Source organism: Nocardioides sp. AE5, from assembly GCF_031844485.1.
Classification (GTDB): Bacteria; Actinomycetota; Actinomycetes; order Propionibacteriales; family Nocardioidaceae; genus Nocardioides.
In genome coordinates, this window is record NZ_JAUZVI010000001.1 from 411,358 (window position 1) to 431,425 (window position 20,068).

A 20,068-nucleotide genomic window follows, 5' to 3' on the forward strand; every position below is an offset into this window, starting at 1 on the left:
GGCGAATCGGGCAATCCGGATTGGTTCCCCACCCCGGTTCACATCCGTCATTCCGGAGTCCTAGACTGTGGCGCACGCCACCATGTGAAGTAGTTCACAAAGTCACATGCGTGACCGAGACTCCGACGGAATTGAGGACCCGATGACCGCTGCCGCCATGGCTCCCGGAGCGGAGCGAGTGGCACAGGTGATCGTGGTGGGTGCCGGTCCGGCCGGTGCCGCCACGGCCTATCACCTCGCCTCGGCAGGCATCGACGTCCTCCTCCTCGAGAAGACCGCATTCCCCCGCGACAAGGTCTGCGGCGACGGACTCACCCCGCGCGCGGTCAAGCAACTGCTCGGCATGGGCTTCGACCTCGACGCCCCGGGATGGCAGAAGAACAAGGGACTGCGCATCATCGGCGCCGGCCACCGCATCGAACTGCCCTGGCCCGACCTCACGACGTACCCCCCGTTCGGGATGGCCCGCGCCCGGATGGACCTCGACGAACTCCTCGCCCGCCACGCCCAGAAGGCAGGCGCGCGCCTGATGGAGCGGACCTCGGTCACCGGGCCGATCCTGGACCCGCGCACCGGCCGCGTCGTCGGCGTGACCGCCCGCCCGGTCGACGACAACGGACGTCGCAGCGGTGACGAGGTCGAGTTCCGTGCCCCGATCGTGATCGCCTGCGACGGCGTCAGCGCCCGGATGGCCACCGCGCTGGGCATCGAGCGGCGCGAGAACCGGCCGATGGCGGTGGCCTGCCGCGCCTATTACGAGACGCCGATGCACGACGACGACTACATGGAGTCGTGGCTGGAGCTGTGGGACGGCAAGCCGAACGAGTCCAACAAGCTCCCCGGCTATGGCTGGATCTTCCCGCTCGGCGACGGCACCGCCAACGTCGGACTCGGCATCCTCAACACCAGCCCGGCCTTCCAGAACATGGATTACAAGGACTCGATGCGGCGCTGGCTGGCCCAGACCCCGGCCGAGTTCGGCTTCCGCGACGAGAACCTGACCGCGCCGATCCGCTCGGCCGCGCTGCCGATGGGCTTCAACCGCAAGCCGCACTACCGCCGCGGGATGCTCCTGGTCGGTGACTCCGGCGGCATGGTCAACCCGTTCAACGGCGAGGGGATCGACTATGCCCTCGAGGCCGGCAAGACCGCAGCCGAGATCGTGGTGCAGGCGCTCGGCCGGCTGCCGGGACCGGGGCGTGAGCGGGTGCTGGAGGCCTACCCGGCGGCGATGGACGCGGCGTACGGCGGCTACTTCACCCTGGGTCGCGTCTTCGCGAAGATGGTCGGCAACCCGACCTTCATGAAGCAGGCCACCCGGCACGGACTGCCCCGCCCGGGCCTGATGCGGTTCACCCTCAAGCTGATGGCGAACCTGACCGACCCCCGCGACGGTGACTTCCATGACCGCGTGATCAACGTGCTCAGCAAGGCGGCGCCCAATGCCTGAACCGATGCCTGACCTGGAGGCGATCGACTGATGGAGCTCTACACCCCGGTCCTCTACCTGGGAGCGCTGGCCGCCGGCTTCGCGATCTTCTCGGTCGCGATCAGTTATTTCACCGGTCCCAAGCGCTACAACCGTGCCCGCCTCGACTCCTATGAGTGCGGCATCGACCCGACGCCGCAGCCGTACGGCGGTGGCCGGTTCCCGGTGAAGTACTACACGGTCGCGATGACGTTCATCATCTTCGACGTCGAGATCATGTTCCTGGTGCCGTGGGCGATCTACTTCGACGAGCTGGCCTGGTTCGGCCTCTTCGCCGTCTTCCTCTTCCTCTTCAACATCACCTTGGCCTACGTCTATGAGTGGCGACGTGGCGGATTGGACTGGGACTGACCCATGGGTATCGAGGAGAAGCTCCCCAGCGGTGTCCTGCTCACTTCGGTAGAGGGACTCGCCGGCTACATGCGCAAGGCGTCCTTCTGGCCGGCGACCTTCGGCCTGGCCTGCTGCGCCATCGAGATGATGACCTCCGGCGGCCCGAAGTATGACCTCGCCCGGTTCGGGATGGAGGTCTTCCGGGCCAGCCCGCGCCAGGCCGACCTGATGATCGTCGCCGGGCGGGTGAGCCAGAAGATGGCGCCGGTCCTGCGCCAGATCTATGACCAGATGGCCGAGCCCAAGTGGGTGCTCGCGATGGGTGTGTGTGCCAGCTCCGGCGGCATGTTCAACAACTACGCGATCGTCCAGGGCGTCGACCACGTGGTGCCGGTCGACATGTACCTGCCCGGTTGTCCGCCCCGCCCGGAGATGCTGATCGACGCGATCCTCAAGCTCCACGACCAGGTGCAGAACACCAAGCTCGGCAAGAACCGCGCCGCCCAGATCACCGAGCTCGAGAACGCGGGCCTCAACGCGCTGCCGACGTCCCGGATGAAGGGGCTCATGCGATGAGACGAGGAGTGAGCCGGAGGTACGCCGAGGCACGAGGTGTGCCGGAGGTGAGCCCCGCAGGGCTCATCGCACAGGGGGCACAGCGATGAGCGACGAGAAGCAGTCCCCGGAGAACCTGCCTGCCCCGACCGGGCCCGCCCAGCCGGACGTGGTCGGCGTACGGACCGGGATGTTCGGCGTGAAGGGGAGTGGTGACACCTCCGGCTACGGCGGCCTGGTCAAGCCGACCGTCTTCCCCGGCGCGGCGCAGCGCCCGTACGGCGGATGGTTCGACACCGTGGCCGACGGACTGGACGGCCTGGTGGACAAGGTGGTCATCCATCGCGGCGAGATCACCTTCCACATCGCCCCCGAGAACCTGGTGGAGGCGGCCGAGCGGCTGCGCAACCAGCCGGACCTGCGGTTCGAGTTCGCCTCCGGCGTGAGCGGGGTGCACTACCCCGAGGACGCCGGACGCGAACTGCACGCGGTCTACCACCTGGCCTCGATGACCTGGAACCGCCGGATCCGCCTCGAGGTGGCGGTGCCGGACGCGAACCCGCACATCCCCAGCCTGGTCGCGACGTACCCGACCCTGGACTGGCACGAGCGCGAGACCTGGGACTTCTTCGGGATCATCTTCGACGGCCACCCGTCCCTGGCCCGGATCCAGATGCCTGATGACTGGCCCGGCCACCCGCAGCGCAAGGACTATCCGCTGGGTGGGATCGGCGTGGAATACAAGGGCGGCACCATCCCGCCGCCGGACCAGCGGAGGTCGTACTCGTGAGTGAAGCCACGCAGGACATGTACGCCGGCAGTGCGGAGACCAGCCAGGGCAAGGTCTTCACCGTCACCGGCCAGGACTGGGACTCGATCTCGGACAGCATCGCCGAGGGCGACCACGAGCGGATCGTGGTCAACATGGGTCCCCAGCACCCCTCCACCCACGGCGTGCTCCGCCTGATCCTCGAACTCGAGGGCGAGACCGTCACCGAGGCCCGGTGCGGCATCGGCTATCTGCACACCGGCATCGAGAAGAACATGGAGTTCCGCTCCTGGGTCCAAGGCGTCACCTTCTGCACCCGGATGGACTACCTCTCCCCGTTCCACAACGAGTTGACCTACTGCCTCGGCGTGGAGCGCTTGCTGGACATCGAGGACGACATCCCGGAGAAGGCCCAGGTGATGCGGGTCCTGCTCTCCGAGCTGAACCGGATCTCCTCGCACCTGGTCGCCATCGCCACCGGCGGCATGGAGATCGGCGCGCTGACCGTGATGACGATCGGCTTCCGCGAGCGCGAACTGGTCCTCGACCTCTTCGAACTGATCACCGGCCTGCGGATGAACCACGCCTTCATCCGCCCCGGCGGCGTCGCCCAGGACCTGCCCCCGGGCGCCCTGGACGAGATCCGCGACTTCATCAAGCTGATGAAGAAGCGCCTGCCGGAGTACGCCGACCTGTGCAACGCCAACCCGATCTTCAAGGCCCGCCTGGTCGACGTCGGCCACCTCGACCTCGAGGGGTGCCTGGCGCTCGGGCTGACCGGTCCGGTGCTCCGCTCCACCGGCTATGCCTGGGACCTGCGCAAGACCCAGCCCTATTCGGGCTATCAGGACTATGAGTTCGACGTGCAGACCTGGGACACCTGCGACTCCTATGGCCGCTTCCGGATCCGGCTCAACGAGATGTGGGAGTCGCTGCGGATCGTCGAGCAGTGCGCCGAGCGGCTGGCCGGCCTCGAGGGCGCCCCGGTGATGGTGGGCGACAAGAAGATCGCCTGGCCCTCCCAGCTCGCCATCGGCTCCGACGGCATGGGCAACAGCCTCGACCACATCCGCCACATCATGGGTGAGTCGATGGAGGCACTGATCCACCACTTCAAGCTGGTCACCGAGGGCTTCCGGGTCCCGCCCGGCCAGGCGTACGTCGCGGTCGAGTCGCCCCGCGGCGAACTCGGCGCGCACGTGGTCTCCGACGGCGGCACCCGACCGTTCCGGGCGCACTTCCGGGACCCGTCGTTCACCAACCTGCAGGCGACGAGCGTGATGAGCGAGGGCGGCATGGTCTCCGACGTGATCGTGGCGATCGCCAGCATCGACCCGGTGATGGGAGGGGTGGACCGGTGAGCGAGCAGGAGGGCACAGTGAGCGAGCGCCTCGACGACACGACGTACGCCGAGTTGCGCGAGATCGCGGCGCGCTATCCGCAGGCACGATCGGGCCTGCTGCCGATGCTGCACCTGGTGCAGAGCGCCCAGGGCAAGGTGACGCCCGCGGGGATCGAGGCATGCGCCGAGATCCTCGGCATCAGCGCCGCCGAGGTCTCCGGGGTGGCCACCTTCTACACGATGTACAAGCGCCGCCCGGTCGGCGACTACCACGTCGGCGTCTGCACCAACACGCTCTGTGCGGTGATGGGCGGCGACCTGATCTTCGAGCGGCTCAAGGACCACCTCGAGGTCGGCAACGACGAGACCGCACCCGCCCGCGAGGGCGACACCCACACCGTCTCCCTGGAACACGTCGAGTGCAACGCGGCCTGCGACTACGCGCCGGTGGTGATGGTCAACTGGGAGTTCATGGACAACCAGACCCCGGAGTCCGCGACGCAACTGGTCGACGACCTGCGTGCCGGCAACGAGGTCCACTCCACCCGCGGTCCCCGGCTGTGCACCTGGCGCGAGGCGGAGCGGGTGCTCGCCGGCTTCCCCGACGGCCGCGCCGACGACGGCCCCGCGGCCGGCCCGGCATCGCTGGCAGGCCTGGAGATCGCCCGCGAGCGTGGCTGGACCGCGGACAACGCCGACGAGGCCGCACCGCAGAGCGAGGAGGGCAAGGCATGAGTGACACGTTGACCCCGGTCCTCACCGACAACTGGGACGCCGAGCGCAGCTGGACGATCGACTCCTACCAGGCGCAGGGCGGGTACGCCGCGATCGACAAGGCGTTCGCGATGAGCCCCGACGACGTGATCACCGCAGTGAAGGACTCCGGCCTGCGTGGCCGCGGCGGTGCCGGTTTCCCGACCGGGATGAAGTGGTCCTTCATCCCGCAGGACAACCCGAACCCCAAGTACCTCGTGGTCAACGCGGACGAGTCCGAGCCGGGCACCTGCAAGGACATCCCGCTGATGATGGCCAGCCCGCACACCCTGGTCGAGGGCGTGATCATCTCCTCCTACGCGATCCGGGCCAACCGCGCCTTCATCTACGTGCGTGGCGAGGTGCTCCACGTCGTACGCCGGCTGCAGAACGCGGTCCGCGAGGCGTACGCCGCCGGCCACCTCGGCAAGGACATCCACGGCTCGGGCTATGACCTGGACCTGGTGATCCACGCCGGTGCCGGTGCCTACATCTGTGGTGAGGAGACCGCGCTGCTCGACTCCCTGGAAGGACGCCGCGGCCAGCCGCGCCTGCGCCCGCCGTTCCCCGCCGTGGCCGGCCTCTACGCCAGCCCGACGGTGATCAACAACGTCGAGTCGATCGCCTCGGTCCCGGCGATCATCGGCCGCGGCGCGGACTGGTTCTCCAGCCTCGGCACCGAGAAGTCCAAGGGGTTCGTGATCTATTCGCTCTCGGGCCACGTGAAGCGGCCGGGGCAGTACGAGGCGCCGCTGGGGATCACCCTGCGTGAGTTGCTCGAGCTCGGCGGCGGGATGCGCGAGGGCCACGAGCTGAAGTTCTGGACCCCCGGTGGATCGAGTACGCCGCTGCTCACCGCCGAACACCTCGACATGCCGCTGGACTACGAGGCCGTCGGGGCTGCCGGGTCGATGCTGGGCACCCGCGCGCTCCAGGTCTTCGACGAGACCACCTGCGTGGTGCGCGCGGTGCTCCGCTGGACCGAGTTCTACAAGCACGAGTCGTGCGGCAAGTGCACGCCGTGCCGCGAGGGCACCTACTGGCTGGCCCAGGTGCTGACCCGCCTGGAGCAGGGCAACGGCTCCGAGGCTGACCTGGAGTTGCTGCTCGACCAGTGCGACAACATCCTGGGTCGTGCCTTCTGCGCACTCGGTGACGGCGCCACCAGCCCGATCACCTCGTCGATCCAGTACTTCCGCGACGAATACCTCGCCCACCTCACCGGGGGCGGCTGCCCCTTCGACCCCGCACGGAGCGCCGTGTGGGCAGAGCAGGAGGTGACGGCGTGAGCACCACGCCCCAGCAGGGCCAGGTCGAGAAGACCGACCTCGTCACCCTGACCATCGACGGGGTCCAGGTCAGTGTCCCCAAGGACACCCTGGTGATCCGTGCCGCCGAGCAGATGGGCGTCCAGGTCCCGCGATTCTGCGACCACCCGTTGCTGGCCCCGGTCGGGGCCTGCCGCCAGTGCCTGGTCGAGGTCCCCGACGCCGGCAACGGCCGCGGGATGCCGAAGCCGCAGGCCTCGTGCACCCTGCCGGTCGCCGAGGGCATGGTCGTCGAGACCCAGGCCACCTCCGGGGTGGCGGACAAGGCGCAGCAGGGGATCATGGAGTTCCTGCTGATCAACCACCCGCTCGACTGCCCCGTGTGCGACAAGGGCGGCGAGTGCCCGCTGCAGAACCAGGCCATGTCGAACGGCCGTGGCGAGTCGCGCTTCTCCGGCCCCGAGGGCGGTGGCGTGAAGCGGACCTTCGCCAAGCCGATCAACCTCTCCCCGCAGATCCTGCTGGACCGGGAGCGCTGCATCGTGTGCCAGCGGTGCACCCGCTTCGCCGACGAGATCGCCGGTGACCCGTTCATCTCGCTGGTCGAGCGCGGCGCGCAGCAGCAGATCGGCATCGCCGAGGACGCGCCGTTCCTCTCCTACTTCGCCGGCAACACCATCCAGATCTGCCCGGTGGGGGCGTTGACCAGCGTCGACTACCGGTTCCGCTCCCGCCCCTTCGACCTGGTCTCCACGCCGGCCGTGGGCGAGCACGACGCCTGTGGCGCGGCGATCCGGGTGGACCACCGCCGCGGCAAGGTGATGCGCCGCCTCTCCGGCGACGATCCGGAGGTCAACGAGGAGTGGATCACCGACAAGGACCGGTTCGCCTTCGGCTATGCCCGTACGCCGGACCGGCTCACCCACCCGCTGGTCCGCGACCGGGTCGAGGACGGCGGCACCGGTGAACTCCGCGCCGCGTCGTGGCCCGAGGCGTTCACGGTGGCTGCCCGCGGCCTGGCCGCGGCCCGCGCCGCGGGGGGAGTGGGGGTCCTCACCGGCGGCCGGTTGAGCGCCGAGGACGCCTACGCCTACGCCAAGTTCGCCCGGGTGGTGCTCGGCACCAACGACATCGACTTCCGGGCCCGCCCGCACTCGGCCGAGGAGGCGGACTTCCTCGCCTCCGAGGTGGTGCTGCGGATGCCGGTCACCTATGCAGACCTGGAGCAGGCCAGCGTCGTGGTCCTGGCCGGGCTCGAGCCCGAGGACGAGGCCGGCACGATCTTCCTGCGCCTGCGCAAGGCCGCGCGCAAGGGCCTGTCGGTGGTCGCCCTGGCCCCCTTCACCACCCGTGGCCTGGCCAAGCTCGGCGCCCGGGTGGTGCCCACCTCCGCCGGTGACGAGGGCACTGCCCTGGCCGCACTGGCCGACGATGCCGAGGTGGCCCTCGACGGGCGTGCGGTGATCCTGGTCGGGGAGCGGCTCGCGACGGTGCCCGGTGCCCTGCGTGCTGCCGCCGAGCTGGCCCGCACCACCGGCGCCCGGCTGGCCTGGGTGCCGCGCCGGGCCGGTGACCGTGGGGCACTCGAGGCGGGCTGCCTGCCCAACCTGCTGCCCGGCGGACGCCCCGTCGCCGATGCCGCGGCCCGGGTGGACGCGGCCACGGCCTGGGGCGTCGACGCCCTGCCCGAGGTCCCGGGACGCGACGGCGACGCGATCGTCAAGGCGGCCGCTGCCGGTGAGCTCGGTGGGCTGGTCATCGGCGGTGTCGACCCCGACGACCTGGCCGACCCGGCCGCGGCCCGTGCCGCGATCGACGCGGCCGGCTTCGTGGTGGCCCTGGAGCAGCGCGCCACCGACGTCACCCGCGCCGCGGACGTGGTCTTCCCGGTGGCTCCGGTCAGCGACAAGGCCGGCACCTTCGTCACCTGGGAGGGGCGCCCGCGTCCCTTCGAGGCGGTCTTCACCAACCCCGGCTCCCTGCCCGACCTGCGGGTGCTGGCCGGGATCGCGGAGGAGTCCGGGCTCGCGCTCGGGTTCCGCACGGTGCCCGAGGTGCGCCGCCAGATGGAGGAGATGGGCCCGTGGGACGGTGACCGTGCCCCGGCCGGTCCGGAGCCGAAGGTGAAGGCGCGCCGCCTGGCCCGCAACAAGTTCTGGCTCTCCACCTGGAAGCACCTGCTGGACAACGGCACCCTCCAGATGGGCGACAGCGCGCTGGCCCGGACCGCCCGCCCGGCGGTGGTGGCGGTGCCGCAGGCGACGTACGACGTGCTGGCCGGCGCCACCCACGTCACCCTGACCGGTGACCGCGGCGAGGTGACGCTGCCGGTGGTGGCGGCCCCTGACCTGCCCGAGGACACGGTCTGGATGCCAGCCAACAGCCACGGCAACGGGGTCCTGGTCGACCTCGCCTCGCCCGGCTCCGCGGTCACGGTCAAGGCCGTCAAGCCCGGCACGCAGAAGGGAGCGGCGCGATGAACGGTCTCGCCATGTTCGGCAACGACCCGTGGTGGCTGCTCCTGGTCAAGGCCGTGCTGATCTTCGTCGTCCTGGTCCTGCTCACCCTGTTCAACATCTGGTGGGAGCGCCGGGTGGTGGCCCGGATGCAGCACCGGATCGGCCCCAACGTGCACGGCCCCTTCGGGCTGCTGCAGTCGCTGGCCGACGGGGTGAAGCTGGCGTTCAAGGAGGACATCATCCCCAAGGCGGCCGACAAGGTCGTCTATGTGATCGCCCCGGTGATCGCCGCGATCGCCGCCTTCATGACGTTCTCGGTGATCCCGTTCGGCCCCGAGGTCTCGATGTTCGGCGAGCGGACCCCGCTGCAGTTGACCGACATGCCGGTCGCGGTGCTCTTCGTGCTCGCGATCGCCTCGATGGGGATCTACGGCATCGTGCTCGGCGGGTGGTCGTCGGGATCGACGTACTCCCTGCTCGGCGGGTTGCGCTCGAGCGCCCAGATGATCTCCTACGAGGTCGCGATGGGCCTCGCCCTGGTCACCGTCTTCCTGTACGCCGGCTCGATGTCGACCTCCGAGATCGTCGCGGCGCAGGCCGACCGGTGGTTCGTGATCGCGCTGCTGCCCTCCTTCGTGATCTACGTGATCGCGATGGTGGGCGAGACCAACCGGGCGCCGTTCGACCTCCCGGAGGCCGAGGGTGAACTGGTCGGTGGCTTCCACACCGAGTATTCCTCGCTGAAGTTCGCCCTCTTCTTCCTCGCCGAATACATCAACATGGCGACCGTCTCCGCCCTGGCGACCACCCTCTTCCTCGGCGGCTGGCGCGCCCCGTGGGGCGTCACCCACCTCTGGGAGGGCGCCAACGAGGGCTACTGGCCGCTGTTGTGGTTCTTCGGCAAGGTCTTCTGCTTCATCTTCCTCTTCATCTGGCTGCGCGGTTCGTTGCCGCGGTTGCGTTATGACCAGTTCATGGCGTTCGGCTGGAAGGTGCTGATCCCGGTCGCCCTGGCCTGGGTCGCCATGGTCGCCGTGGTCCGGATGATCGACCTGCAGGGCGGCCTGGAGACCCAGCAGTGGCTGATCCTGGCCGGTGTCATGCTGGCGGTCTTCGTCGTGGTGATGTTCATCCCCGAGAAGCGGCCCGAGCCGCAGGAGCCCGTCGACGGCGGGGACGACGTACGTCCGGGCAGCTTCCCGGTGCCGCCGATGCCGGCCACCGGTGCCGTGCGCGGCAGTGCCGAACCACTCGTCTTCGAGGAGGAGAACCGATGACTGACGAGCCTCGTGGTCTGAAGGCCAGCCTGTGGGACCCGGTCGCCGGGTTCGGGGTGACCTTCCGGACCATGTTCCGCAAGGTGGTCACCGAGCAGTACCCCTTCGAGAAGCTGCCCACCGCGCCACGCTTCCACGGCCGCCACCAGCTCAACCGCTATCCGGACGGGCTGGAGAAGTGCATCGGCTGCGAGCTCTGTGCCTGGGCCTGCCCGGCGGATGCGATCTATGTCGAGGGTGCCTCCAACGTGGACGGCCCGGTCGTCGACGAGGACGGTGTCGAGCACGACTCGGGCCGGTTCTCGCCCGGGGAGCGCTATGGCCGCGTCTACCAGATCAACTACCTGCGCTGCATCCTGTGCGGGCTGTGCATCGAGGCCTGCCCGACCCGAGCGTTGACGATGACCAACGAATACGAACTCGCCGACGACAACCGGGCCGACCTGATCTATGAGAAGTCCGACCTGCTGGCGCCGCTGTTGCCCGGCATGGAGCAGCCGCCGCACGCGATGCTGATCGGCGACGACGACGGCGACTACTACCGCGGTGAGTTCAAGGCCCGCCCCAGCGAGCAGGGGGCCGGCCAGTGACCGCGTTCTGGATCCTGGCTCCGGTGATGGTGCTGGCCGCCCTCGGCGTCCTCTTCGTGCGCAAGGCCGTCCACGCGGCCCTGCTGCTGGCCGTGGTGATGATGTCGCTGGCCGTGCTGTACGCCGTGCTGGAGGCGCCGTTCCTCTTCGCGGTGCAGATCATCGTCTACACCGGCGCCATCCTGATGCTCTTCCTCTTCGTGGTGATGCTGGTCGGGGTCGACGCCTCCGACTCGGTGGTCGAGACCATCCGCGGGCAGCGGGTGATCGCGTGGGTCTTCGGTCTGCTCTTCGGCCTGACGATGGTGATCGCCCTCTCCCAGGTCTCGTTCAGCGCGATGGGCAATCTGGCCGACGACAACGCCGGCGGCAACGTCGAGGGCCTGGCCAGCCTGCTGTTCAGCAAGTACGTCCTCGCCTTCGAGGTGACCGCAGCCCTGCTGATCACCGCCGCACTCGGCGCGATGGTCCTCGCCCACCGCGAGCGCCTCACCCCCCGCGAGGGCCAGGCCGACATGGCCGCACGCCGGATGCGCGAGTACGCCGAGACCGGCAAGCACCCCGGTCCGCTGCCGGCACCCGGAGTCTTCGCCCGGCACAACGCCGTCGACACCCCCGCCCTGCTGCCCGACGGTAGTGCCTCGGAGGCCTCGATCTCCCGGGTCCTGGCAGTGCGTGGCGTGGGGCGCTCGGGACCGGCGATGGCCGGCGACATCGAGGAGATCCGCCGACAGCTCGGCATCGCCACGGAGGCCGACCCGGCCGCTGACGAGGAGACGCCCGGTGACACCCGGCAGGGCGCGGACGGGGAGGAGTCCTGATGGAGACCGAACCGTTCATCATCCTCTCGGCGATCCTGTTCACCATCGGCTGCGTCGGTGTCCTGGTCCGCCGCAACGCCCTGGTCGTCTTCATGTGCGTCGAGTTGATGCTCAACGCCTCGAACCTGGCCCTGGTCACTTTCGCCAAGGCCAACAGCAACCTGGACGGACAGGTGGCCGCCTTCTTCGTGATGGTGGTCGCTGCGGCCGAGGTCGTGGTGGGGCTGGCGATCATCATGACCATCTTCCGGACCCGCCGCTCGGCCTCGGTCGACGACGCGAGCCTGCTGAAGTACTGAGGTGACTGACGTGAGTTTCGAATCCATCACCCTGCTCGCAGCCGAGGTCCCGGTGATCACCCCGGCGGCCAGCGAGGGCATCTTCTCGCTGTCCTGGCTGCTGGTCGCGTTGCCGCTGGCCGGCGCCGCGATCCTGCTGCTGGGGGGACGGCGTACCGACCCTTGGGGCCACTGGCTCGGCACCGCGACCGCGCTCGGCTCCTTCGCGCTCGGACTGGCAACGTTCTTCGCCCTGATGGGCCGCGACGGTGACGACCGGCAGGTGCTGCAGCACCTCTTCACCTGGATCGACGTCGGTGGGTTCGAGGTCGGCATGGACCTGCTGGTCGACCAGCTCTCCATCCTCTTCGTGCTGCTGATCACCGGGGTCGGGTCGCTGATCCACATCTACTCGATCGGCTACATGGAGCACGACGAGCGGCGGCGCCGGTTCTTCGCCTACCTCAACCTCTTCATTGCCGCCATGCTCACCCTGGTCCTGGCCGGCAACTACCTGGTCGTCTTCCTCGGCTGGGAGGGCGTCGGCCTGGCGTCGTACCTGCTGATCGGGTTCTGGCAGCACAAGCCCAGCGCCGCGGCGGCCGCCAAGAAGGCGTTCGTGATCAACCGGGTCGGCGACATCGGGATGTCGCTGGCGATCATGCTGATCTTCGTCACCTTCGGCACCGTCTCCTTCGCCGGCGTCAGCGCCGCCGCCCAGGGCGCCAGCGAGTCCACGATGACCGCGATCGGCCTGCTCCTCCTGCTCGGCGCCTGCGGCAAGAGCGCCCAGGTCCCGCTGCAGGCCTGGCTGCTGGACGCGATGGAGGGCCCGACCCCGGTCTCGGCGCTGATCCACGCGGCCACCATGGTGACCGCCGGGGTCTACCTGATCACCCGGTCCAACTTCATCTACGAGTTCGCCCCGGTCGCCCAGACCGCCGTGGTCGTGGTCGCCGTGGTCACCCTGCTGTGGGGTGCGGTGATCGGTTGCGCCAAGGACGACATCAAGAAGGTGCTCGCTGGCTCCACGATGAGCCAGATCGGCTACATGATGCTCGGCGCCGGCCTCGGCCCGGCCGGCTATGCGTTCGCGATCTTCCACCTGATCACCCACGGCTTCTTCAAGGCCAACATGTTCCTCGGGGCCGGGTCAGTGATGCATGCGACCAACGACGACGTCGACATGCGCCACTACGGCGCCCTGCAGAAGGCCCTGCCGGTCACCTTCGGGACCTTCGCGATGGGCTATCTGGCGATCATCGGATTCCCGGGCTTCTCCGGGTTCTGGTCCAAGGACAAGATCATCGAGGCCGCCTTCGCGGAGAACATCCTGATCGGTGTCTGTGCCCTGATCGGTGCCGGTGTCACGGCGTTCTACATGACGCGGCTGATGCTGATGACGTTCTTCGGCGAGAAGCGCTGGGCCGACGACGTACACCCGCACGAGTCACCGAAGGTGATGACGGTCCCGCTGATCGTCCTGGCTGCCTTTTCCGTGCTCGGCGGCTTCCTGCTCCTCGGCAACTGGATCGTCGACTGGCTCACTCCGGTGGTCGGCGAGATGCACCACCACGACCTGCCGCTCCCGGTCATCGCGCTCACGCTCATCGTGGTCGCGGTGGTCGCCCTCGGAGTGGCCGTCGCCTGGCTCACGATCGGAAGGAACCCGGTGCCCCGCGTCGCACCCACGGACGTCTCCGTGTTCACCAGGGCAGCCCGTGCTGACCTCTACGGTGACGCCATCAACGACACCCTGGTGGTCCACCCCGGCCGCCAGTTGGTCGCCGGCCTGACCGCCGTCGACGACGGCCTGATCGACGGCGCCGTGATGGGCCAGGCAGACGCCGTCGGCGGCCTGGCCGGGGTCGCCCGCAAGCTGCAGAACGGGTTCGTCCGCTCCTATGCGGTCTGGGTGCTCGGCGGCGCCACGCTGCTGGTCGTGCTGCTGATGGGGGTGAGCGCGCTGTGAACGAGTTCCCCTGGCTCACCCTGATCGCCCTGGTGCCGCTGCTCGGCGCGATCGCCGCCCCGCTGGTCCCGGCCCGCCCCGGCTCGGAACTGCCCAAGCAGGTCGCCCTGGCCGCCTCCCTGGTCGCCCTGGCCCTCTCGGTCGTGGTGGCCGTCAAGTACGTCGCCGACGGCGGCATGCAGTTCGTCGAACTACACGAGTGGATCCCCGCCTTCGGTGCCCACTACGCCCTGGGCGTGGACGGGATCGGGCTCACCCTGGTCCTGCTCACCACGCTGCTGGTGCCGGTGGTCATCCTGGCGTCGTGGAACGACGCGGACGCCGAGGATGGGACATCGAGGGCCGGCTCCTTCTTCGGCTGGATGCTGGCGATGCAGGCGATGGCCCTGGTCGTCTTCATGGCCCAGGACGTCTTCCTCTTCTACGTCGCCTTCGAGGCCACGCTGATCCCGGCGTACTTCCTGATCGGCCACTACGGCCACGTGGAGCAGGCGCAGCGGGCCCGCGCGGCGGTGAAGTTCCTGCTCTACATGCTCGCTGGTGGCCTGGTCATGCTGGCCTCCGTGGTGGGGCTCTACGCCGTCTCCGCCGACGCCGGCCACCCGACGTACCTGATCGCGGAGCTGGCAACCCTGGACCTGGACCAGAACGTGGGGCGCTGGCTCTTCCTCGGCTTCTTCATCGCCTTCGCGATCAAGGCGCCGCTCTTCCCGGTGCACACCTGGCTGCCGGACACCACGGCCGCCGCGACGCCGGGCACCAGCGTGCTGCTGATCTGCGTGCTGGACAAGATCGGCACCTACGGCATGCTCCGGTTCTGCCTGGGCATGTTCCCCGAGGCATCGCAGTGGGCCACGCCAGTGGTGATCACGCTCGCGGTGATCAGCATCATCTACGGCGCCCTGCTCGCGATCGGCCAGGACGACATGCTCCGCCTGATCGGGCTCACCTCGCTGTCGCACTTCGGCTTCATCGTGCTGGGCATCTTCGTGATGAACTCCCAGGGCATGTCCGGGGCGACCTTCTACATGTTCAACCACGGCGTCGCCACCGCGATCCTCTTCCTGGTCGCCGGCTACCTGATCCGCCGGCGCGGTTCGGCGCTGATCAGCGACCACGGGGGAGTGGAGAAGAAGGCCCCGATCCTGGCCGGGCTCTTCCTGATCGGTGGCCTCGGCACGCTCGGCCTGCCCGGGTTGTCGCCCTTCGTCAGCGAGTTCCTGGTCCTGGTCGGCGGGTTCGCGCACCACTGGGTGGTCGGCGCCTTCGCGGTGACCGGCATCGTGCTGGCCGCGATCTACGTGCTGTGGATGTACCAGAAGGTGATGACCGGCCCGACGCACCCGCAGGTCGAGTCGTTCACCGACGTCGGCCCGAGGGAGATCGGCGCGATCGCTCCGCTGGTGCTGGTCATGGTGCTCCTCGGGTTCTATCCGCAGCCGATGCTCGACGTGATCAACCCGGCCGTGGAGTCGACCATGCAGTACGTCGGGGTGACCGACGCCCCGCCCACGGTGGGCCCCGTCGAGATGGAGGGTGAGCGCTGATGGAATTCACCAAGCCCGTCATCGAGTACGCCGAACTCTCACCGCTGCTGGTGGTCTTCGGTGTCGCCCTGCTCGGGATCGCCCTCGAGGCGTTCCTGCCCCGCTCCCTGCGCTACCCGGTCCAGGCCACCCTGGCCGGCCTCGGCACCCTGGCCGCCCTGGGCACCGTGATCTGGGTCGGCATCGGCCTGGACGACCACGGGGCCGGCCGCGGCCTGATCGGCGCCGAGGGTGCCGTCGCCGTGGACGGACCCGCGATCTTCCTGTGGGGCCTGCTGCTGGTGATCGGCTTCGCCGGGGTGCTGCTCTTCGCCGAGCGGCGCCTGGAGGGCGGGCTCTCCGCCTTCGCCGGCCAGGCCGCCGCCCTGCCCGGCACCGAGGCCGAGCGCGAGGCCGTGAACAAGCGACTGGACCACACCGAGGTCTATCCGCTGATGATGTTCGCCCTCGGCGGGATGATGCTCTTCTGCGCCGCGAACGACCTGCTCACCTTCTTCGTGGCCCTCGAGGTCCTCTCGCTGCCGCTCTACCTGCTCTCCGGCCTGGCCCGGCGCCGTCGCCTGCTGAGCCAGGAAGCCGCGCTGAAGTACTTCCTGCTTGGTGCGTTCTCCTCCGGGTTCGTGATCTATGGCATCGCGCTGGTCTACGGCTATGCCGGCACGTTCACCTATGCCGGGATCGCCGAGGGCATCACCAATGGCACCCAGTCGCGCAGCCTGCTGCTGATGGGCATGGGCCTGATCGCGGTCGGCCTGCTCTTCAAGGTCGGCGCGGTGCCGTTCCACTCCTGGACGCCCGACGTCTACCAGGGGGCCCCGACGCAGGTCACCGCGTTCATGGCGGCGGCCACCAAGATCGCAGCGTTCGGCGCACTGCTCCGCCTCTTCTACGTCGCCTTCGGTGCCGAGCGGTGGAGTTGGGAGCCGATGCTTGCGGTGATCGCGGTCGCCTCGATGGTGATCGGTGCCGTGCTGGCGATCGCGCAGAGCGACATCAAGCGCCTGCTCGCCTACTCCTCGATCACCCACACCGGGTTCCTGCTCACCGGCATGATCGGCGTACGGGCTTTGGACGAAGGGGCGAGCGGACAGATCACCGCCACCAGTTCGGTGCTGTTCTACCTGGTCACCTATGGGTTCATGACGGTCGGTGCGTTCGCCATCGTCTCCCTGGTCCGTGACGCCGGCGGCGAGACGACCCACCTGTCGCGCTGGGCCGGGCTGGGCAAGGAGTCGCCGCTGCTGGCCGGGGCGATGACGCTCTTCCTGCTCGGCTTCGCCGGGATCCCGCTGACTGCCGGATTCGCCGGCAAGTGGGCGGTCTTCGCCTCCGCGATGTCGGGTGGGGCGTGGCTGGTCGTGGTGATCGCCGTGCTGACCTCGGCGCTGGCCGCGTTCTTCTACATCCGGGTCATCGTGATCATGTACTTCGCCAAGCCCACCGGGGAAGGTCCCTCGGTCGCGTTGCCGAGCGTGCTGACCAGCGCCGCCATCGTGCTCGGCGTCCTGGTCACCGTCGTGTTGGGGATCATGCCCGGCCCGGTGCTGGATCTCGCGGCCCATGCGGGAGAATTCCTCAGGTGAGTGACCAGAACCCCGGCCCCGCGCTGGCGCTGCCCGTCCTCGACGAGGAGCTGGCGGCCCGTCTGAAGTCCCGCCTCGTCGAGGTCGAGGAGGCGCTGGGCGGGCACATCCGCAGCGAGACCGAGTACGTCACCACCGCGGCCCGGCACCTGATGCACGCCGGGGGCAAGCGGTTCCGTCCGCTCCTGGTGCTGCTCGCCGCGGAGACCGGGCCTCGTGCCGACTCCGAGGACGTCGTCACCGCGGCCTGCGTGGTGGAGTTGACCCACCTGGCCTCGCTGTACCACGACGACGTGATGGACGAGGCGGACCTGCGCCGTGGCGCGGACTCGGCCAACGCCCGCTGGGACAACCACGTGGCGATCCTGACCGGTGACTTCCTCTTCGCGAAGTCGTCGGAGTTGACCGCGGACCTGGGTGCTGCCGCGGTGAAGGTCCAGGCGCAGACGTTCACCCGCCTGGTCGAGGGCCAGATCCTGGAGACGGTACCGCCGCCGGAGGGGACCGATCCGGTCGAGCACCACCTGCGCGTGGTGGCCGGCAAGACCGGTTCCCTGATCGCCACCTCGGCGCTCTATGGCGCACGCTTCTCCGGCGCGAGCCAGGAGATCGAGGACGCGCTCGCGGCGTACGGCGAACTGGTCGGCACCGCCTTCCAGCTCTCCGACGACATCCTCGACATCGCCTCGGAGTCCGAGGAGTCCGGCAAGACTCCGGGCACCGACCTGCGTGAGGGCGTGCCGACCCTGCCGGTCCTGCTGGCCCGGGCCTCGGAGGACCCCGCGGACGCCCGGTTGAAGGAACTGCTCGGGCTGGACCTCACCGACGACGCCCTGCATGCCGAGGCACTCGACCTGCTCCGCAAGCACCCGGCCATGGATCAGGCGCGTGCCTATGTGGTGCAGCGGGCCGAGGAGGCCAAGCAGCTGCTCGGAGTACTCCCGCGGGGCCCGGTCCGCGAGGCGCTGGAGGCGTTCGCCGACGTGGTCGCCACCCGCACCTCCTGACCCCGGACACGCCCCACCCCGCCCGCCCCTGCGCCCCGCTCCCTCCGTGCCCGCCTCCTCCGCTGTAAAGCCCGGTCCATGCGGCTGTGCACCGCGCCGGCAGGGTGCAAACCCACCACAGGGGAGCGGTAGTGCCGTCCACGGATGGACCGATGAATGTGACTCGCGAGTAACGGAATAGCATCCCGCTCATGAGCGAATCCACCATTGACCTGACCGACCGCACCATCGCCGTGCTCGGCGGCACCGGCCCCCAGGGCCGTGGCCTGGCCCGCCGCTTCGCGCAGGCCGGACTCCGCGTCGTGATCGGCAGCCGCACCGAGGAGAAGGGCGCGGCAGCGGCCGCGGAACTCAGCGAGGCGATCGGCGCCACCGTGACCGGCAGTGACAACGCCGGTGCTGCGGCCCAGGGCGACATCGTCCTGGTCGTGGTGCCCTGGGACGGCCACGGCGAACTGCTGAAGAGCCTCGAGGGTGAACTGGCCGGCAAGATCGTCGTCGACTGCGTCAACCCGCTGGGCTTCGACAAGCAGGGCGCCTACGCGCTCCACGTCGAGGAGGGTTCCGCCACCCAGCAGGCGTTCGGCCTGCTGCCGCAGAGCCGCGTGGTGGGTGCGTTCCACAACGTCAGCGCCGTCCTGCTCGAGGACCCGGAGGTCGCCTCCATCGAGACCGACGTACTCGTCCTGGGTGACGACCGCGAGGCCACCGACACCGTCCAGGCGCTCGCCTCGGTGATCCCCGGCGTACGTGGAATCTACGGCGGCCGGGTGCGCAATGCCCACCAGGTCGAGGCGCTGACCGCCAACCTGATCAGCGCGAACCGCCGCTACAAGGCCCACGCCGGCATCCGCATCACCGACGTCTGACACGAACGCTCCATCGTTGTGTCGCGAACGCTCAATCATTGACGTGTGAGCGCTCATTCGTTGACGTCGTACGCCGCGATGACGCCAAGCCCCCGCGCCGAGCGTTGCCGGACCCGACGGGTGGATCCGTCAAAGGATCGACGGCCCACACATCAACGAGTGAGCTTTCGAGCATCAACGCTTGAGCGTTCGTGTGTTACAGGGTGGGTTACAGGGCGGCGGCTTCGGCGGTGAGCCGGAGTTGGCGCCGCCGGTGTCGGACCGCCTCGAAGGTGAAGACCATCAGGGCGGCCCAGACCATCGCGAAGCCGATCCAGCGCCCGGTCGGCATGTCCTCGTTGAAGAGGAAGACGCCAAGGGCGAACTGCAGGATCGGGGCGAGGTACTGCAACAGGCCCAGGGTCACCATCGGCAGCCTGATCGCCGCGGCGCCGAAGCAGATCAACGGTACGGCGGTGATCGCACCGCTGGAGGTGATCAGCAGCGCGTGCCCGGCCCCCTCGGTGCCGAAGCTGGATGACCCGGTGGCCACCAGCCAGGCGATGTATCCGATCGCGACCGGTGCGAGCACCACGGTCTCGAAGGCGAGGCTCTCCACGGCGCCGGTGTTGGCCTGCTTCTTGGCCAGGCCATAGGTGCCGAACGAGAACGCGAGGACCAGTGCCACCCACGGCAGGCGGCCGTAGTCCACGGTGATCACGACCACGGCTGCGGCGGCGACGCCCAGGGCAGCCCACTGCAGGGGACGCAGCCGCTCGCGCAGGATCAGCACGCCCATCAGCATGGTCACCAGCGGATTGATGAAGTAGCCCAGCGACGCCTCGACAACGTGGCCGTTGTTGACCCCCCAGATGTAGGTGCCCCAGTTGATCGCGATCACCACGGCACCGACGGTGAGCAGCGTGCGCACCCGGGGATTGCGCAGGATCGCCCGCAGGTGCGTGACTCGGCGCAGCGCGACGATCAGCACGCCGATCGTGACCAGCGACCAGAGCACCCGGTGCGCCAGGATCTCGACTGCACCGGCAGGCTCCAGCAGCGGCCAGTACAGCGGGAACAGGCCCCAGATCCCGTACGCCGCGACGCCGAGGGCGAAGCCTGTCTGGGACTCGGTGCGCGGTGGCCTGCTCTTCACAAGCGCACTGTAGTCCTCAGA

At 69.1% G+C, this 20,068-nt stretch carries 18 protein-coding genes; 17 read left to right on the forward strand and 1 reads right to left on the reverse strand.

Annotated features, from left to right (window positions below):
- The first annotated feature begins 157 nt into the window (after positions 1-157).
- The 17 genes from Q9R27_RS01920 (at position 158) to npdG (ending at position 18,912) form a co-directional block, all read left to right on the forward strand.
- Complete coding sequence (locus Q9R27_RS01920) at positions 158-1,450, forward strand: geranylgeranyl reductase family protein (protein ID WP_311250850.1); 1,293 nt, start codon at positions 158-160, stop codon at positions 1,448-1,450.
- A gap of 30 nt (positions 1,451-1,480) precedes the next feature.
- Positions 1,481-1,840, forward strand: a complete 360-nt coding sequence (locus tag Q9R27_RS01925; protein WP_311250632.1) for an NADH-quinone oxidoreductase subunit A — start codon at positions 1,481-1,483, stop codon at positions 1,838-1,840.
- Positions 1,841-1,843: 3 nt separating this feature from the next.
- Positions 1,844-2,398, forward strand: coding sequence for an NADH-quinone oxidoreductase subunit B family protein (locus tag Q9R27_RS01930; RefSeq protein ID WP_311250633.1), 555 nt, complete (start codon positions 1,844-1,846; stop codon positions 2,396-2,398).
- Positions 2,399-2,483: 85 nt separating this feature from the next.
- Positions 2,484-3,167 (forward strand): NADH-quinone oxidoreductase subunit C, encoded by a 684-nt coding sequence (locus Q9R27_RS01935; RefSeq protein WP_311250634.1) that lies wholly within the window; start codon positions 2,484-2,486, stop codon positions 3,165-3,167.
- Positions 3,168-3,184: 17 nt separating this feature from the next.
- The gene (locus tag Q9R27_RS01940; protein ID WP_311250851.1) at positions 3,185-4,507 is read left to right on the forward strand and encodes an NADH-quinone oxidoreductase subunit D; all 1,323 of its coding nucleotides are present in this window, start codon (positions 3,185-3,187) and stop codon (positions 4,505-4,507) included.
- The gene (gene nuoE / locus Q9R27_RS01945) at positions 4,504-5,223 is read left to right on the forward strand and encodes an NADH-quinone oxidoreductase subunit NuoE (protein WP_311250635.1); all 720 of its coding nucleotides are present in this window, start codon (positions 4,504-4,506) and stop codon (positions 5,221-5,223) included. The genes Q9R27_RS01940 and nuoE overlap by 4 nt, the downstream gene beginning before the upstream one ends.
- Positions 5,220-6,530: an NADH-quinone oxidoreductase subunit NuoF gene (gene nuoF / locus Q9R27_RS01950; RefSeq protein ID WP_311250636.1), complete on the forward strand. Its 1,311-nt coding sequence runs from the start codon at positions 5,220-5,222 to the stop codon at positions 6,528-6,530. Before nuoE ends, nuoF begins: the two co-directional genes overlap by 4 nt.
- Positions 6,527-8,989, forward strand: coding sequence for an NADH-quinone oxidoreductase subunit G (locus Q9R27_RS01955; RefSeq protein ID WP_311250637.1), 2,463 nt, complete (start codon positions 6,527-6,529; stop codon positions 8,987-8,989). Before nuoF ends, Q9R27_RS01955 begins: the two co-directional genes overlap by 4 nt.
- The gene (gene nuoH / locus Q9R27_RS01960; RefSeq protein WP_311250638.1) at positions 8,986-10,245 is read left to right on the forward strand and encodes an NADH-quinone oxidoreductase subunit NuoH; all 1,260 of its coding nucleotides are present in this window, start codon (positions 8,986-8,988) and stop codon (positions 10,243-10,245) included. Before Q9R27_RS01955 ends, nuoH begins: the two co-directional genes overlap by 4 nt.
- Complete coding sequence (nuoI, locus tag Q9R27_RS01965; RefSeq protein WP_311250639.1) at positions 10,242-10,835, forward strand: NADH-quinone oxidoreductase subunit NuoI; 594 nt, start codon at positions 10,242-10,244, stop codon at positions 10,833-10,835. Before nuoH ends, nuoI begins: the two co-directional genes overlap by 4 nt.
- Complete coding sequence (locus Q9R27_RS01970; RefSeq protein ID WP_311250640.1) at positions 10,832-11,656, forward strand: NADH-quinone oxidoreductase subunit J; 825 nt, start codon at positions 10,832-10,834, stop codon at positions 11,654-11,656. Before nuoI ends, Q9R27_RS01970 begins: the two co-directional genes overlap by 4 nt.
- Positions 11,656-11,955: an NADH-quinone oxidoreductase subunit NuoK gene (gene nuoK / locus Q9R27_RS01975; RefSeq protein WP_311250641.1), complete on the forward strand. Its 300-nt coding sequence runs from the start codon at positions 11,656-11,658 to the stop codon at positions 11,953-11,955. Before Q9R27_RS01970 ends, nuoK begins: the two co-directional genes overlap by 1 nt.
- A 52-nt stretch (positions 11,956-12,007) precedes the next feature.
- Complete coding sequence (gene nuoL, locus Q9R27_RS01980; RefSeq protein ID WP_311250852.1) at positions 12,008-13,906, forward strand: NADH-quinone oxidoreductase subunit L; 1,899 nt, start codon at positions 12,008-12,010, stop codon at positions 13,904-13,906.
- On the forward strand, positions 13,903-15,453 hold the full coding sequence (locus Q9R27_RS01985) for an NADH-quinone oxidoreductase subunit M (protein WP_311250642.1): 1,551 nt from the start codon (positions 13,903-13,905) through the stop codon (positions 15,451-15,453). The genes nuoL and Q9R27_RS01985 overlap by 4 nt, the downstream gene beginning before the upstream one ends.
- Entirely contained in the window at positions 15,453-17,036 is a 1,584-nt protein-coding gene (nuoN, locus tag Q9R27_RS01990; protein WP_311250643.1) for an NADH-quinone oxidoreductase subunit NuoN, read from the forward strand. The genes Q9R27_RS01985 and nuoN overlap by 1 nt, the downstream gene beginning before the upstream one ends.
- Complete coding sequence (locus tag Q9R27_RS01995; protein ID WP_311250644.1) at positions 17,033-18,043, forward strand: polyprenyl synthetase family protein; 1,011 nt, start codon at positions 17,033-17,035, stop codon at positions 18,041-18,043. Before nuoN ends, Q9R27_RS01995 begins: the two co-directional genes overlap by 4 nt.
- Positions 18,044-18,234: 191 nt before the next feature.
- A complete protein-coding gene (npdG, locus tag Q9R27_RS02000) occupies positions 18,235-18,912 on the forward strand; it encodes an NADPH-dependent F420 reductase (protein WP_311250645.1) in 678 nt (225 codons plus the stop codon).
- Positions 18,913-19,120: 208 nt separating this feature from the next.
- Here npdG and rarD read toward each other — a convergent pair whose 3' ends face one another.
- A complete protein-coding gene (rarD, locus tag Q9R27_RS02005) occupies positions 19,121-20,047 on the reverse strand; it encodes an EamA family transporter RarD (RefSeq protein WP_311250646.1) in 927 nt (308 codons plus the stop codon).
- Positions 20,048-20,068 lie beyond the last annotated feature (21 nt).

What these genes read in the sequence shown, in the direction of transcription:
- Q9R27_RS01935 (WP_311250634.1), top strand. Translation starts at nt 2,484, where the DNA reads ATGAGCGACGAGAAGCAGTCCCCGGAGAACCTGCCTGCCCCGACCGGG.
- nuoH (WP_311250638.1), top strand. Translation starts at nt 8,986, where the DNA reads ATGAACGGTCTCGCCATGTTCGGCAACGACCCGTGGTGGCTGCTCCTG.
- Q9R27_RS01925 (WP_311250632.1), top strand. Translation starts at nt 1,481, where the DNA reads ATGGAGCTCTACACCCCGGTCCTCTACCTGGGAGCGCTGGCCGCCGGC.
- Q9R27_RS01930 (WP_311250633.1), top strand. Translation starts at nt 1,844, where the DNA reads ATGGGTATCGAGGAGAAGCTCCCCAGCGGTGTCCTGCTCACTTCGGTA.
- npdG (WP_311250645.1), top strand. Translation starts at nt 18,235, where the DNA reads ATGAGCGAATCCACCATTGACCTGACCGACCGCACCATCGCCGTGCTC.
- nuoF (WP_311250636.1), top strand. Translation starts at nt 5,220, where the DNA reads ATGAGTGACACGTTGACCCCGGTCCTCACCGACAACTGGGACGCCGAG.
- nuoI (WP_311250639.1), top strand. Translation starts at nt 10,242, where the DNA reads ATGACTGACGAGCCTCGTGGTCTGAAGGCCAGCCTGTGGGACCCGGTC.
- nuoN (WP_311250643.1), top strand. Translation starts at nt 15,453, where the DNA reads ATGGAATTCACCAAGCCCGTCATCGAGTACGCCGAACTCTCACCGCTG.
- Q9R27_RS01920 (WP_311250850.1), top strand. Translation starts at nt 158, where the DNA reads ATGGCTCCCGGAGCGGAGCGAGTGGCACAGGTGATCGTGGTGGGTGCC.
- Q9R27_RS01940 (WP_311250851.1), top strand. Translation starts at nt 3,185, where the DNA reads ATGTACGCCGGCAGTGCGGAGACCAGCCAGGGCAAGGTCTTCACCGTC.
- nuoK (WP_311250641.1), top strand. Translation starts at nt 11,656, where the DNA reads ATGGAGACCGAACCGTTCATCATCCTCTCGGCGATCCTGTTCACCATC.